We start from the raw sequence: 15,044 nt of genomic DNA, 5'->3' as shown, positions 1-15,044 counted from the left end.
GTGAACTAGCCTCAACATGAATACCTTTTAAAAATTAACCAGCCTAGTTATACTCCATTTTTACAACTGGTTTATGTTTTGACAAGGAGTGAAGAGCATTGAAAGAAACAATCACATTACAAGATATATTGAAAATAGTCCGAGAAAACTTTCTTTTTATCATAAGTTTTACACTTTTTGCAGCGTTGGTTACAGCCTTTATTAGCATCTTTGTGTTAAAACCTACCTATGAGGCAGAAACGCAAATTTTAGTTAATCAAAAAAATATAGAGCAACCACATTTAGGTGTACAACAGGTTGAAACAGATCTCCGACTTATTAATACGTATAACATTATCATAACAAGTTCTGCTATTTTATCTAAAGTTATAAATAAGCTAGATTTGGATGTCACACCTGAAGTTTTAATGGATCAAATTACTGTATCTAGTGCCAATAACTCACAAGTTGTCAATATTAATGTTGTAGACAAGCAAGCAGGGTTGGCTGTCGAAATTGCCAATACAATAGCAGATGTGTTTCAAGAGGAGATCCAAGTTTTAATGACGGTTGATAATGTTAATATTTTGTCAGTTGCACAATTAGATAAGGAACCTGTACCGATTGCGCCAAATAAAACCCTTTATATAGTAGCAGCCTCGTTTATTGGTTTTGTTTTAAGTGCTGCTCTCATAATCATAATAGAGAGCTTAGATACTACAATCAAGACGGAGCAAGATATTGAAGAGCTAATAGGACTACCGATTATTGGCTTGATTAGTCAAATTAGTGATGCTCACAATAAAAGCACTAGGATAAAATCTCGTAAAACGAGGAGAGGATCATAATGTTTTGGAAAAAAAAGAAAAAGAAGAAGTTAGTGAAAATGGGACGAAAACTTGTGACGATTGCAAATGACCATTCTTTTATTTCTGAACAATTTCGAACAATCCGAACAAATATTACTTTTTCAATGCCAGATAGAGAGATTAAAACAATATTAGTGACATCTGCAACACCAGGTGAAGGAAAGTCAACCAATGCAGCCAATATAGGTGTTGTTTTCGCACAAGAAGGAAAACGGGTCGTCATCGTAGATGCAGATTTACGAAAACCAACAATGCATTATACGTTTCTATTGCAAAATGCTAGAGGACTATCAAATTTACTAACAAGACATTTTACAATTTCGGAAGTCGTCAATAATACAGATATTGCTAATCTATATGTCTTGACAAGTGGGCCTATTCCCCCCAATCCAGCAGAGTTACTAGCTTCTACCTTAATGGGGAATGTAATTGAGGAACTAAAGAAAGAGTTTGACATCATTATTTTTGATGCGCCACCCCTATTATCTGTAACAGATGCTCAAATTTTGTCCAATAAATGTGATGGTACATTATTAATTGTGAACAGTGGAGTTGCAGAAAATGAAAGTGTGTTAAAAGCAAAGTCAAGCCTTGAAGCCTCAAAAGCAAATATTTTAGGCGTAGTATTAAATAACTATAAAATGCCACTCCATCAATATTATGAGCAATATTATCGTTAATTCAAGTATCTAGACAGGGAAGTGAAGTACAGTGATTGATATGCACAGTCATATATTATTTGATGTCGATGATGGTCCGAAAACGATTGAAGAGACACTTTGTTTATTTGAGCAGGCAGTTTTGGAGGGCATTTCAACGATTGTTTCCACTTCGCATGCTTTACATCCATTGTATAATGTCCCCTTTGATGTCGTGAATGAGCAAATTGTACAGTTACAAATGGCAATTGACCAACGTAATATGCCTTTAAAACTTTACACGGGACAAGAGGTACGCTTGGCAGGTAACATTCTAGAATTGTATGAAAAAAAACAATTACATACATTAGCAAATTCCAATTATTTGCTGTTGGAACTTCCCTCTAATCATATTCCCAAATATACAAAGGATATCATTTACTCGTTATTAACAGCAGGCATAACACCAATTATTGCACACCCAGAGCGAAATAGAGTCATTTCAGAAAATCCAAGTCATTTGGAACAAATTATACGCGAGGGGGCAGTTGCACAAATTACATCAGGGAGTTTAGCAGGATTGTTCGGAAAAACCGTCCAAAAACTTTCGCTAAATTTAGTGCGCTCGAATCTTGTCCATACATACGGTTCAGATGTGCATAACTTAAATACACGTCCTTTCTTATTTGAAAAGGGACTTAGATTTTTAGAAAAACAAAAAGATTTGGATATGGTAGAATTTTTGCTTGAAAATAACGAACGAATCATTAATAATCTTCCATTAATTGTATATGAACCAGATGATACTTTCACAAAAAAATGGTGGAAGTTTTTTTAAAATGGGAAAGCACCTTTAAGTTGTAAGGACATAAAAGGAAGCGAAAAGTAGCTGAAGCACTAGAGACATTCAGTGTTTAAGGGGGGCATATGAGATGCGAGTTGTTTTTATGAGGAGTAACCCTGTTTCTCCAGATCCAAGGGTTGAAAAGGAAGCACATTGCCTTGCGAAAAATAATTGGAAGGTTCACATTTTAGCTTGGGATAGAGATAAAAAATATAAAATAAAGAACCAGCTGTTAGAAGGTGAACAGACAATTCGTATTACAAGGTTTGGTATTCCGGCAACATTTGGAGGAGGTTTGAAAAAGAACTTAGTCCCATTTATAAATTTTCAACTTAAACTTTTTCAATGGTTACTTCGCCATAAAAATACGTATGATATGATTCACGCTTGTGATTTTGATACAGCGTTAATAGGTACAATATGTGGGAAATTACTTCGTAAAAAAGTAATCTACGACGTATTTGATTCGTATACTTCACCATTTTATGGACCGGAGATTATTGGAAAGGTCATTGCTAGTCTAGATATACGCCTTATGAATAGTGTGGATGCAGTCATTATATGTACAGAAAAGCGCAAAGAACAGATTGCTAAAGCTTCACCTAAAAAAATAGAGGTCATATATAATACTCCACGTTATATAGATTCCAATGATTGCTTAGATTTGAATCCGAAAAAAGTAAAAATAGTCTATGTAGGTATACTTACTGAAAATCGATTGATTAGTGAACTGGTTGAAGTAGTAAAGAATACGCCAAGTTATGAGCTGCATATTGGTGGATTTGGTAAGTTAGCTGATACATTGCTGCAAGCTTCGAAAATGCATGACAATATAAACTTTTATGGTAAGTTACCCTATGAAAAAACAATAGAGTTAGAAAATAGTTGTGACATTATGACGGCTATTTATGATCCTACCATCTCTAACCATTATTATGCTGCACCTAATAAATTCTATGAAGCATTAATGCTTGGTAAGCCTTTGATTATGGTGAAAAATACGGGAATGTCAGAAGTAGTTGCAACAAATAATTTTGGAGAACTTATTGATTACAATAGAGAGAGTTTACAAAATGGAATTGAGAATTTGGTAAAGCGTAGAAAAGAATGGCCAGAAATTTCTCGTGAAATGAAGGCACTGTACGAAGAAGGTTACAGCTGGGCGAAAATGGAGAAACGGATAACAGATTTATACAGTAATTTATAAAAGCTATGCGGAGTGTGAGCAGCAAAGGAAGTGGCACGTAGCGGCTATCGATCCGTTTTTTATTTACGTAAGAGCAATATGAAAATTTACAGTAGTATTTTTAGGGGGGCTAATATGAAAATATTATTTGTTGCACAAAATTTTCAAATGGGTGGCATCCAAAAGGCGTTAATTAATATGCTAAAAGAAATCAGCCTCTACGAGAAATATGAGATAGATGTTTTCACATTTAGTGGAGGGGAATTAATGAACGATATTCCCTCCAATGTGAAGGTAACTACAGGGAACTTACTGTTACAACTAATTGCTACACCTTTTGCTGAAGTGAAAAAAAGAAATAACGTATGGCATATTATTTTACGCATTGTGTGTATGATAGTTGTTCGATTAATAGGTTCCCATAACTTCTATTCGATGCTTTTAAAAAAACATCGCAATAATTGTCATTATGATATCGCCATATCTTATTTTAATGATGTACCCAATCAATACTTCAATAAGGGGACCAATTTATTTGTAGATCAGTTTGTGATAGCAGATCGTAAGTTAGCATGGATTCATACAGATCCCATTAAAGCGAATTTTAATTATGAGGCTTGTGTCAAAACCTATAAAAATTTTGATCGATTGTTATGTGTTTCGGTAGCATGTAAGGAAAATTTAATAAATTTTCTTCCACAATATCAACATAAAATTCAAGTGGTTTATAATTTTTTTCCAATCGAAGAGATTAAAGAACTGGCATGTCAATATACACCGTTTCATAAAAGCGAGTTGGATTTAATATCTGTCGGGCGAATTGAAAATAGTACAAAAAGGTTCGACCTTATTCCACATCTGTGTAAGTTGTTAAAGGAAGCTTCTATAAATAATTTTCGCTGGCGCATTTTAGGGGATGGACCAGACCTACTTTCAAATCAGCAATTAGCTTTGCAACTAGGTGTAGAGGATGTAGTTGAATTTGTAGGAGAAATGAAAAATCCCTATCCATTTATAAAATGTAGTGATGTATTCGTTTTAACATCTGCCTACGAAGGCTATCCAATGGTCATTGGGGAGGCATTAATTGTACAAACGCCTGTTATTACAACGGACTTTGCCGCAGCAGGTGAACAAATTTGTAATGGTCATAACGGATTGATAACAGGCTTTAACATTCAAGACATCTTTCAAGTCATTTCTAGTGTTATGAAAAATACAGAATTACTACACAATATGAAAAATTACATAGAGGAAAATCACTACACAAACAAAAAAGCTCAAGAGCAACTTGTATTGGAGTTTGATGTACATGATAGAATCTAAGAATTTTAGTGTGCTCATTTGTATAATTTCAAGTATCTTTGTCGTATTCAAAATATATACAGGTAGTAATCTATTTCTCTGGCTCTTCTTCCTTTTAACTAGTTTGGCGATGCTGCTAGATAAGCAGCAGCATCGAATTGACTATTTATTGTTTTTTATTTCGTGGGTGTATGTCATTAAATTCGATATATCAGGATACTCACTGCTTGTTGTACTTAGTTCTTTCTATATTTTGTTAAGTATTTTGACGCTCTTTTTACAAAAGCAAGGTATTTCAAAACGACTCCTATTAACCTATTTTTTATTTGCATTTTATACGGTGGCCGTAACGATAGTTAGTGGTGGTAATCTTATTGCAGTTTTAGGCTTTGTGTTGAATTATAGTGTGCTCTTTTGTGCAATATTGACCCTCGATGATAAGGCATATTTCAGAAGGTATACGTATATCTATGCATCGGGTTTACTAGCTGCTTCAATCGTTCGATTGATTAGTTATTCTATCCCAGAAATTGATCATTTCATAGAGTCAATGACCATTGTGAATACAGTGAAGACAATGAACTCGATTAGTACAAGATTTACGGGTTTAGATTTAGATCCAAATTACTTTAGTTTGCAAGTATTAATAGCTATGGCTTGTTTATTAGTGCTTTTTAATCTGGATGGAAAAAAGGAGAAAAAGTCAATTGTATTACTCGTGATATTAGCATTTTTTGGCATACTGACATATTCCAAAATGTTTATTATTACATTAATCGTTTTCATTATGATGACATTTGTTGTATTCATTAGAAATAATGTGAAGACTGCTATTAAATTTTCGTCTTTTATCGTGATTATTTGTGGGGGTGCCCTCTATTTTTTTTACGAGAAGTTATTCGAAATTTATTGGATTCGGTTTTTTGGGTCAGGAATATCGACAGATGCCATTACCACTGGTCGAGTGAGTAGTTGGAGCCTATTTGTAAATGAAATCCTTCAAAACACGAAAGTATTTGTTTTGGGTGCAGGCTTTGGCACAAGCTTTGCGAAGGTAAAGATGGCACATACAATGTACTTATCAACTCCCTATTATATAGGTTTAATCGGAATAGTCTTGTCAGTACTATACATTTCAAGCCTCTATAAAGTACTTAGAGAGAATGTCGGAATTATGAATAGACCAGGCTTTCAAATCCTTTCAATCAACGCTATTCCTCTCTATATCATGTTAATAGCGAATATAGGACTTGATTCATTTGTCATGGATTATTTTCCATATCATATTTTATTAATTATGTTTGCACTGACTATGAGTAAAAGTAAGGGAACTACTATGAATGAGAGGTGAGGTGAGTGCCATATTTAAGCATTATTGTCCCCGTCTATAATACGGAACCTTACTTAAAAATGTGTCTTGATAGTATTCTGAGACAGGAATTCGTAGATTTTGAGTTGATATTAGTAAATGATGGCTCGACTGATAGCTGCTCGGTAATCTGCGATGAATATGCCGAATCTGATACAAGAATTACCGTCATTCATCAAGCAAATAGTGGTGCTGTCAGTGCCCGTAAAGCAGGGCTAAGGGTCGCCAAAGGACAGTATATTGGTTATGTAGATAGTGATGATTGGATTGAAGTTGATATGTATAAATCATTATGTAATACTGCCCGTGTTTTTGATGTAGATATTGTTATTTGTGACATTGTAGAAAATTATCCACTCCAAGAAGTGAAGAGACCACAGCTTGTCTCGCCTGGTTTGTACAGGAAGGATAGAATGGAAAAAGAAGTATATCCAATTATGCTATATTCGGGCGAGTATTACCGTTTTGGCTTATATCCATCTTTATCTAACAAAATATTTAAAAGAGACCTATTAGAGAAAAATCTCTTTGATGTGGATGATCAAATTTGCATGGGGGACGATGTTGCTTGTACATATCCTAGCTTACTTGATGCAGAAAGTATTTATATATTAGAAAATCAGTATCTCTACCATTACCGTCAGCATTCTTCTTCCATGACGGCTAGATATGATCAGATGTTTTTTAAAAAAATACTTGTGTTGTATGAACAATTGAAAGTTTTAAAGTACAGGAAAGCAGACCAGGTTCCTAATTTTGCTGAACAACTTCAGTATTATTTTACTTATTTAGTGATGGCAGCGGTGAATAATGAATTGAATAGATTCAACCATAAGCGTTTACATGAAAAGCGTACCTTTATTAAGAAAATGTTGATTCATGAAGCGTTTCATGGATCGTTGCATGCGATTCGGATGACAAATATGCCGCTCAAATCAAAGATCTATACTTGGTTATTAAAGAAAAAACAAATTCTTTTACTTTTCATGTTGAATAGGTTTAAACGGCGGATCAGTGATTGCAAAGGTTTAATTCCTACTTTTACTAAAAGAAAAGGTGCTTACCAGCATGAGAACTAAGAGACTAGTTTTAAATTTAATGTCTAATGTATTACTACAAGTTGTTGCAGCGGTTATTAATTTCATTTTACCTCGACTATTTATGACAACATACGGCTCTGCTACAAACGGGCTTGTTTCGTCGATTAAGCAATTTTTAAGTTATTTAAAAATAGTAGAGGCTGGGGTTGGTAATGCATCTATAGTGGCACTTTATAAGCCACTAGCCAAGGGTGATAAAGACCAAATAAATGGAATTCTTTCAGCGACTAATCGTTTTTATAGACGTTCGGGTTATGTCTTTGTTGGATTAGTCGCCATTTTGGCTATTTGTTATCCGTTATTAGTAGGAGATGAAGTGAATCCGCGAACGGCTCTTTACATGGTACTTATTTTGGGGATTAGTGGCATGTGGGAGTATTTTTTTATAGGGAAATATTTAGTTCTACTGTCGGCAGATCAAAAAAGCTATGTTATTTTTCGCATTCAAACAATGTTGCTTTTTGCGAGTGCACTATTGTCAGTTACTTTGATAGCATTTGGTTTTTCCATCGTCATTGTTGTTGCTAGTTCAAGTGCCATATTGCTACTGGATGTTCTTTTTTTAAGATTGTATGTTAAAAAGAAATATCCATATTTCAATAGTAAAAAACAAGCGAATACGTTAGCAATTAAAGATAAATGGGATGCTTTAATTCATCAAATTGCCTCGTTAGTGGTGTTTAACACGCCGTTTATTTTAATAACGATTTTTCTGGGCTTAACAGAAGTCAGTGTGTTTACAGTTTATAGTATGGTGTTTAATGCAGTCACTTTGTTTATATCCACTTTTTCAGGGGCGATATTAGCAGCTTTTGGAGACATTCTTGTCAAAGAGGATAAGGACGTTCTTCGGAAATATTTTAATCACTTTGAATATATTTTTTATGGCATCATTGCTTTTAGCTACACATGTACAGCTATTTTAATATTGCCATTTATAAAGATTTATACAGCAGGGATTGAAGATGCCAATTACATAAGGCCCTGGTTAGCAATATTGTTTGTCATTGTAGGAGTAGCGAATACAATTCGGATTCCTGCCAATACGTTAGTGAATGCTGCAGGCCATTTTAGAGAGACGAAAAATCGTGCCATTATGGAAGCATTAATCAACCTTGTAGTTTCTCTTGTTTTTGTACAGTTTTTTGGCGCAGAAGGAATATTACTGGGAGGAATTTGTTCATACGGCTATCGTACTTATGATTTAATCATTTATTCTTCTAAAAAGATTTTACAAAATTCACCTAAAGATACTGTCAAAAAAATTGTGCAAAATAGTATTTTTGCACTTACTGCAGCAATACCATTTATATTTTTTATCGAGCTCCATATTACATCTGCAGGTTCATGGCTTGTAGCCGCTATATGTATTTCCTTGTGGACGATGTTTATTTTATTAGTAGGTAATTTTATTATTGAGCCTCAAACAATGCGAGATATTTTGGTGCAATTAAAGAGAACAACTACCAATAGTAAATAATTTTATCCCTGCATTGAGTAAGGTAAGTAGCATAATTGAAAGGCAAATTGATTCCTTTGAAATGGCAGGTGAGGGTGATGAAGCGAGAAGTCAAAGAAATATATTTACTACGATACGTTGCTTGCTTAGGGATTGTGTTAATGCATAGTGTTACGTTGGCATTGAACATGTATGACATAGAAGAAGGTCCACTATTCGTAATCCTGACATCTATTCAGCTGATCTTTATGTTCGGGACACCTCTTTTTATATTTATCTCAGAGTTTGTCATTGCCTATTCCTATTCAGATCGTTTGCCGAAAAAGTTTTATGTAAAACGTTATAAATATATGTTAACGCCATTTCTTTTTATTGGACTACTTGATGCCGTTCTTAAATCAATTGAATTGCCTTCTATTGAATTTGCCAAAAAACTACTACTAAATTATTTGGAAGGTGATTTCCATGGTTATTTTATCGTGATCATTTTTCAGTTTTATATCATTCATCCATTTTTTGTGAAATTTATTGCCTCAAGATACCCTGCCTATAAAGTAATAATGACTGCTTTTATCATTAATTTTGGTTACTTAGCCTTTTTTAATTTTTTGGATCCATTTAAGTATTTTCCTGATTTAGCGTATACTAGTTTACAATGGGATTTTTTTAATAAGATGCCATTTCCTGCGTGGATTGCTTATTTTGCAGTAGCTTATTACTGTGGAAAAAATTATGATAAATTTCTATCGTGGTTACAGCGTTTTCGTTATTTGTTACTAGCAGTATTACTAATCACAGTAAGTCTTTTGCTAATCACTCAATTATCAGGTATTATTACGGAAGTTCATTCAAAGAGAATAGACGTTATCCTTTATACATTCAGTGTAGCTTTTCTGTTATTTTTCATCGCGAGTAACAGAAGAAAAATGCCGAAATTTATCATTTTTATTAGTCGTTATTCCTTCGGTATATATTTATTACATCCCCTAGTTAATAGCCTACTTAAAATTTTTTTAACGAATTTTATCGAAACATTAAGTGTATTTTCTGTCATTGCCATTTCATTTATTGTCAGTCTCAGTTGCTCCATTTGTATAACATATATAATGAGTAAATGGAAATTAGGTGCTTTTTTTATAGGGCAACTCAATACCAATGGGGACTCCTCTAATAAAAAAGATGCACAATTTCCCATCCAGAAATCCTAAATAAACGGGTATTTAAACGTGTAAATGTGGTAAGGCTTGCGTTTTACTTTGCGATTGCCAAAGCAAAGATGGTAAACTAAAAGATGTTATTTAGAGAAAGTGTGGTCTTGCATAATGAAAGTTCTATTTATTGGTGATATTGTTGGTTCAATTGGTCGAGATGCGGTGGAAAAATATTTACCTCGCTTAAAAAAGAAGTATAATCCAGATGTTGTGATTGCAAATGGGGAAAATGCTGCGGCAGGACGAGGGATTACTCGTAATATTTATAATAGCTTGCTACAAATGGGTGTAGATGTTATTACGATGGGGAATCATACATGGGACAATAAAGATATTTTTGATTTTATTGATGACGCGGATTACTTAATCCGTCCGGCAAACTTTTCAAGTGAAGCACCTGGTAAAGGTATGGTTCAGATTTCTAAAAATGGCGTGACATTATCTGTCATTAATTTACATGGTCGTGTATTTTTACCGCCACATGAGGATCCGTTTGCAATGGCAGATCAATTGATTGCAGAGGCTCGACAAATATCTCCACTTGTCTTCGTGGATTTTCATGCTGAAGCGACTAGTGAAAAAATCGCTCTTGGTTGGCATTTAGATGGAAAGGCTTCAGCGGTTGTTGGGACACATACACATGTGCAAACAGCAGATGCAAGAATCTACCCACAAGGTACGGCTTATATCACGGATGTTGGTATGACAGGGCCGTACGATGAAATTTTAGGTATGACGAAGGAAAGTGTCATCTATAAATTCCAAACAAACATGCCATCTCGTTTTGAAGTTCCGAAAAAAGGGCGAGAGGTTTTGAGTGGTTTCTTTGTCGAGATGGATGATCGAACAGGAAAAGCTATTGCCTGTGAACGCATTTATATAAATGAAGACTATCCATTTCAAGGGTAGATAAGTCGAAGAATGTTTTTTTACGTTTCTTTTACGGGGATATAGGTTTCTTTGTCAAACTAGTCTATTTCCGTTTTGCGGAGCATAAAATGTGCTACGGACAATAACTTGAGGTCCAAAAAGGGGGACATGAGTTGTTGAGCGTAAACACTATTCGCGAAACGGGGAGGAATAATTGTGGATTCATTAAAAGTATCATCACGCTCTAATCCAAATTCAGTTGCAGGTGCATTAGTCGCGGTAATCAGAGAAAAAGGGCAGGCAGAAATGCAAGCAGTTGGGGCAGGTGCACTTAACCAAGCCGTGAAAGCAGTGGCCATTGCACGCGGATTTGTAGCGCCAAGTGGCACAGATTTAATTTGCGCGCCGGCGTTTGCCGATATTTTGATTGCTGGAGAAGAACGAACAGCATTAAAGCTGCTAGTGGAAAAACGTATTCGATAAAAAAGTAATGAAGTAAAATGCTCTGTCACATAATATGGTGGCGGAGCATTTTTTCGTTTTCCTGTTTTACATATGATAGATGTCACTTGAAATAGGGGCGTGATTTTGCTTAGATTTGAAAATTACAACTTTATGAACAGGATTTTCAGTCAAAGGTCTGATTTTCGCCTAAATCGTGGAGAAACAATAGTCCAGACGGTTTCTTCGTGTTAAACTTATGAAGGAAAAATAATAGTACACATTGGATTTAAGGAGTTGTTGACATGTTACATCAGCTTTCATGGAAAGTCGGTGGGCAACAGGGTGAAGGGATTGAGAGTACAGGTGAGATTTTCTCAATGGCAATGAATCGTCTAGGTTATTTCCTATACGGTTATCGTCACTTCTCTTCTCGAATTAAAGGTGGCCATACGAATAATAAAATTACAGTTCGTCCAACAGAAGTACGTTCAATTGCGGATGATTTAGATATTTTAGTGGCATTCGATCAAGAAACAATTGATGTCAATTATAAAGAGCTTACAGAAAAGGGTATTATTTTAGCCGATGCAAAATTTGATCCTGTTAAACCAGAGGATTCAAAAGCACCATTATTTGCAGTACCGTTTACAGAAGTAGCAGCAGAGCTTGGTACTTCGTTAATGAAAAACATGGTGGCTATCGGCGCAACTGCATCATTGCTAAACCTAGAAGACGCAGTATTCCAAAATGTTGTCGATGATATTTTTGGTAAAAAGGGCGAAGAAGTCGTACAAAAAAATATGGAAGCCATTACACGTGGTCGTCAAATTATGAATGAGCTGTTAGTTGATCGTATAGGCGAATGGGAGCTTGCACCTGCAGATGGTAAACGTCGTATGTTTATGATTGGGAACGATGCGATAGCACTTGGTGCATTAGCTGCTGGGACACGCTTTATGGCAGCATACCCAATTACACCAGCGTCTGAAATTATGGAATACTTGATTAAAAAATTGCCGAAATTCGGTGGAACGGTCATCCAAACGGAAGATGAGATTGCAGCAGCAACAATGGCTATTGGCGCTAATTTTGGCGGTGTACGTTCCTTTACCGCTTCTGCTGGTCCTGGTCTTTCATTAATGATGGAAGCAATTGGTCTTTCAGGTATGACAGAGCAACCTTTAGTAGTAGTTGATACACAACGTGGAGGCCCTTCAACTGGGTTACCAACTAAGCAAGAACAATCTGACTTGATGGCTATGCTTTACGGTACTCATGGAGAAATTCCTAAAGTAGTCATTGCACCTTCTACAATGGAGGAAGCTTTCTTTGATACGATCCAAGCATTTAACATTGCAGAGGAATTACAATTACCAGTAATCTTAATGACAGATCTACAATTATCTCTAGGTAAACAATCTGTTGAGCCATTTGATTATAATAAAATTGAAATTCGTCGCGGTAAAATTGTGATGGATGATCTTGAGGAAGCGGCAGATAAAGCCTACTTCAAGCGTTACGAAGATACAGAAGATGGCATTTCACCTCGTGTCTTACCAGGTACATTGCATGGTATTCATCACGTTACAGGTGTTGAACATGATGAAACAGGGAAGCCATCTGAGGCAACAGGTAATCGCCAAACTCAAATGGATAAACGCTTCCGTAAATTAGAGAGTTTGAAATTTGATAACCCAGTCTTTGTCAATGCACCACATGAGGAAGCCGATATTTTATTAGTAGGCTTTAACTCAACAAGAGGTGCTATTGAAGAAGTGCAAGAGCGACTGAATGCGCAAGGAATGAAAGTGAATCATGCACATATTCGATTAATTCACCCATTCCCATCTGCAGAAATAGCACCTCTTGTTGCACAAGCGAAAAAGGTGATCGTTGTAGAAAATAACTATACAGGTCAATTAGCTAATATTATGAAAATGAATGTTGGTGGTCACGATAAAATCGTGACAATCACTAAATATAACGGTACACCATTCTTGCCAGGTGAATTAGAAAATCGTGTGAAGGAGTTGACTCGCTAATGGCAACATTTAAGGATTTTCGTAATACAGTGAAACCAAACTGGTGCCCAGGCTGTGGAGACTTCTCAGTACAAGCAGCTATCCAACGTGCTGCTGCAAATGTCGGCATTGAACCAAATGAACTTGCTGTCATTTCAGGAATTGGTTGTTCAGGTCGAATTTCAGGATATATCAATTCTTATGGATTCCATGGTATTCATGGCCGTGCACTTCCGATTGCACAGGGATTAAAAATGGCTAATCGTGATTTACATGTTATCGCTTCTGGTGGTGATGGTGATGGATTTGCTATTGGTATGGGGCATACAATTCATGCCATCCGCCGTAATATTGATATAACTTATATTGTAATGGATAACCAAATTTATGGTTTAACAAAAGGTCAAACATCTCCACGTTCAGCTGCTGGATTTATTACAAAATCTACACCAGGTGGAGCGATTGAGCCATCATTGAAACCATTAGAGGTAGCGTTAACAAGTGGTGCAACATTTGTGGCGCAGGGCTTCTCTACAGATATTAAAGAATTAACAGCACTAATTGAAGCTGGTATTAACCATAAAGGTTTCTCATTTATCAATGTCTTTTCACCTTGTGTAACGTATAACAAAGTGAACACATATGATTGGTTTAAAGAAAATTTAACAAAATTAGCAGATGTTGAAGGTTATGATCACTCAGATCGTGGTATGGCAATGCGTACAGTGATGGAACACGAGGGCTTAGTAACAGGCATTATTTATCATGATACTGAAACAACGTCGTATCAAGAAAAAGTACCTGGCTACTCTGAGTTACCATTAACAGATATCGATATCAAAATGAGCGAAAATGATTTTAATGATTTAGTAAAAGAATTTATGTAAAATTGATAGGATCGAAGCATTTGGAATGAAGTCATTCCAAATGCTTTTTTTATGCTTTAGTAATCGATCGCAAGTAAGTAATTGTTATGGAATCCTTATAAAATCCTTATATTTATTTTTTACACTAAGGTCATCGAAAGGATGATGCCTAATTATGAAAGATTTGATATTGAAAACAAACAATCTGAATAAAGCGTTTAAAGGACAAAACATTGTAGATAATTTATCGTTAGAAATTAAACGTAATTCAGTTTATGGCTTACTTGGACCTAACGGAGCGGGAAAATCTACAACCTTAAAGATGATAACGGGCATGCTACGACCTAATGCTGGAGATATCATTTTTAATGGACATCTATGGTCAAGAAAAGATTTGCAGGATATCGGGGTCTTAATTGAAACACCACCCTTGTATGATAATTTAACAGCTAAAGAGAATCTAAAAGTTCGAACGATAGCGTTAGGCATACCACAAAGTCGGATTGACGAAGTATTGGAGATTGTAGATTTAACGAATACGGGGAAAAAACGAGCAGGTCAGTTTTCTTTAGGGATGAAGCAACGATTAGGTATAGCAATTGCGCTGTTAAACAAACCGAAACTGTTAATTTTAGATGAGCCGACAAATGGTTTGGATCCAATCGGTATACAAGAGCTTCGTAAGCTCATTCGCTCCTTGCCAGAACAAGGTATCACTGTTATATTGTCTAGTCATATTTTGCATGAGGTAGAACAAGTTGTGGATGATATTGGCATTATTGCTGGTGGCAAGCTTGGCTATCAGGGACCAGCTCCACAAGGTCATGAATTAGAGTCACTCTTCATGCAGGTTGTTACTGCCAACAGAAAGGTAGGTCATTAG

The 15,044-nt window shown here is 35.6% G+C and carries 14 protein-coding genes; all 14 read left to right on the top strand.

Going from position 1 to position 15,044, the window contains the following annotated elements; genetic code table 11:
- The first annotated feature begins 98 nt into the window (after window positions 1-98).
- Complete coding sequence (locus tag AAJG31_RS08020) at window positions 99-827, top strand: Wzz/FepE/Etk N-terminal domain-containing protein (RefSeq protein WP_115673176.1); 729 nt, start codon at window positions 99-101, stop codon at window positions 825-827.
- A complete protein-coding gene (locus tag AAJG31_RS08015; RefSeq protein WP_279494237.1) occupies window positions 827-1,528 on the top strand; it encodes a CpsD/CapB family tyrosine-protein kinase in 702 nt (233 codons plus the stop codon). Before AAJG31_RS08020 ends, AAJG31_RS08015 begins: the two co-directional genes overlap by 1 nt.
- A 40-nt stretch (window positions 1,529-1,568) precedes the next feature.
- Window positions 1,569-2,324 carry a CpsB/CapC family capsule biosynthesis tyrosine phosphatase gene (locus AAJG31_RS08010; protein WP_233732463.1) on the top strand — a complete coding sequence of 252 codons (756 nt, stop codon included), beginning with the start codon at window positions 1,569-1,571 and terminating at the stop codon, window positions 2,322-2,324.
- Window positions 2,325-2,418: 94 nt separating this feature from the next.
- On the top strand, window positions 2,419-3,537 hold the full coding sequence (locus tag AAJG31_RS08005; RefSeq protein WP_279494238.1) for a glycosyltransferase family 4 protein: 1,119 nt from the start codon (window positions 2,419-2,421) through the stop codon (window positions 3,535-3,537).
- Between the two features lie 114 nt (window positions 3,538-3,651).
- Window positions 3,652-4,842: a glycosyltransferase gene (locus AAJG31_RS08000; protein WP_279494240.1), complete on the top strand. Its 1,191-nt coding sequence runs from the start codon at window positions 3,652-3,654 to the stop codon at window positions 4,840-4,842.
- Window positions 4,829-6,172 (top strand): hypothetical protein, encoded by a 1,344-nt coding sequence (locus AAJG31_RS07995; protein WP_054550541.1) that lies wholly within the window; start codon window positions 4,829-4,831, stop codon window positions 6,170-6,172. Before AAJG31_RS08000 ends, AAJG31_RS07995 begins: the two co-directional genes overlap by 14 nt.
- A 5-nt stretch (window positions 6,173-6,177) precedes the next feature.
- Complete coding sequence (locus AAJG31_RS07990) at window positions 6,178-7,269, top strand: glycosyltransferase (RefSeq protein WP_054550542.1); 1,092 nt, start codon at window positions 6,178-6,180, stop codon at window positions 7,267-7,269.
- Window positions 7,259-8,770 (top strand): polysaccharide transport protein, encoded by a 1,512-nt coding sequence (locus tag AAJG31_RS07985; protein ID WP_269898911.1) that lies wholly within the window; start codon window positions 7,259-7,261, stop codon window positions 8,768-8,770. The genes AAJG31_RS07990 and AAJG31_RS07985 overlap by 11 nt, the downstream gene beginning before the upstream one ends.
- Before the next feature lie 77 nt (window positions 8,771-8,847).
- A complete protein-coding gene (locus AAJG31_RS07980; RefSeq protein ID WP_279494244.1) occupies window positions 8,848-9,957 on the top strand; it encodes an acyltransferase family protein in 1,110 nt (369 codons plus the stop codon).
- A 114-nt stretch (window positions 9,958-10,071) separates the two neighbouring features.
- Window positions 10,072-10,869, top strand: coding sequence for a TIGR00282 family metallophosphoesterase (locus tag AAJG31_RS07975; protein ID WP_048391507.1), 798 nt, complete (start codon window positions 10,072-10,074; stop codon window positions 10,867-10,869).
- A 177-nt stretch (window positions 10,870-11,046) separates the two neighbouring features.
- A complete protein-coding gene (locus AAJG31_RS07970; protein WP_004224903.1) occupies window positions 11,047-11,313 on the top strand; it encodes a stage V sporulation protein S in 267 nt (88 codons plus the stop codon).
- 263 nt (window positions 11,314-11,576) lie between these two features.
- Window positions 11,577-13,316 carry a 2-oxoacid:acceptor oxidoreductase subunit alpha gene (locus AAJG31_RS07965; RefSeq protein WP_269898909.1) on the top strand — a complete coding sequence of 580 codons (1,740 nt, stop codon included), beginning with the start codon at window positions 11,577-11,579 and terminating at the stop codon, window positions 13,314-13,316.
- Window positions 13,316-14,182, top strand: coding sequence for a 2-oxoacid:ferredoxin oxidoreductase subunit beta (locus tag AAJG31_RS07960; RefSeq protein WP_004224896.1), 867 nt, complete (start codon window positions 13,316-13,318; stop codon window positions 14,180-14,182). The genes AAJG31_RS07965 and AAJG31_RS07960 overlap by 1 nt, the downstream gene beginning before the upstream one ends.
- Before the next feature lie 154 nt (window positions 14,183-14,336).
- Window positions 14,337-15,044 carry a lantibiotic protection ABC transporter ATP-binding protein gene (locus AAJG31_RS07955; RefSeq protein WP_279494250.1) on the top strand — a complete coding sequence of 236 codons (708 nt, stop codon included), beginning with the start codon at window positions 14,337-14,339 and terminating at the stop codon, window positions 15,042-15,044.

This window comes from Lysinibacillus sp. BS3, from assembly GCF_039614735.1.
Classification (GTDB): domain Bacteria; phylum Bacillota; class Bacilli; order Bacillales_A; family Planococcaceae; genus Lysinibacillus; species Lysinibacillus capsici.
Note: the sequence above shows the minus strand (reverse complement) of the source record. Positions and strands in the feature narration are given on the sequence as shown.

Coding starts and splice junctions, on each gene's coding strand:
- AAJG31_RS08015 (WP_279494237.1), top strand. CDS start 827: ATGTTTTGGAAAAAAAAGAAAAAGAAGAAGTTAGTGAAAATGGGACGA.
- AAJG31_RS07960 (WP_004224896.1), top strand. CDS start 13,316: ATGGCAACATTTAAGGATTTTCGTAATACAGTGAAACCAAACTGGTGC.
- AAJG31_RS08010 (WP_233732463.1), top strand. CDS start 1,569: ATGCACAGTCATATATTATTTGATGTCGATGATGGTCCGAAAACGATT.
- AAJG31_RS08005 (WP_279494238.1), top strand. CDS start 2,419: ATGCGAGTTGTTTTTATGAGGAGTAACCCTGTTTCTCCAGATCCAAGG.
- AAJG31_RS07975 (WP_048391507.1), top strand. CDS start 10,072: ATGAAAGTTCTATTTATTGGTGATATTGTTGGTTCAATTGGTCGAGAT.
- AAJG31_RS07985 (WP_269898911.1), top strand. CDS start 7,259: ATGAGAACTAAGAGACTAGTTTTAAATTTAATGTCTAATGTATTACTA.
- AAJG31_RS07965 (WP_269898909.1), top strand. CDS start 11,577: ATGTTACATCAGCTTTCATGGAAAGTCGGTGGGCAACAGGGTGAAGGG.
- AAJG31_RS07995 (WP_054550541.1), top strand. CDS start 4,829: ATGATAGAATCTAAGAATTTTAGTGTGCTCATTTGTATAATTTCAAGT.
- AAJG31_RS07955 (WP_279494250.1), top strand. CDS start 14,337: ATGAAAGATTTGATATTGAAAACAAACAATCTGAATAAAGCGTTTAAA.
- AAJG31_RS08000 (WP_279494240.1), top strand. CDS start 3,652: ATGAAAATATTATTTGTTGCACAAAATTTTCAAATGGGTGGCATCCAA.
- AAJG31_RS07980 (WP_279494244.1), top strand. CDS start 8,848: ATGAAGCGAGAAGTCAAAGAAATATATTTACTACGATACGTTGCTTGC.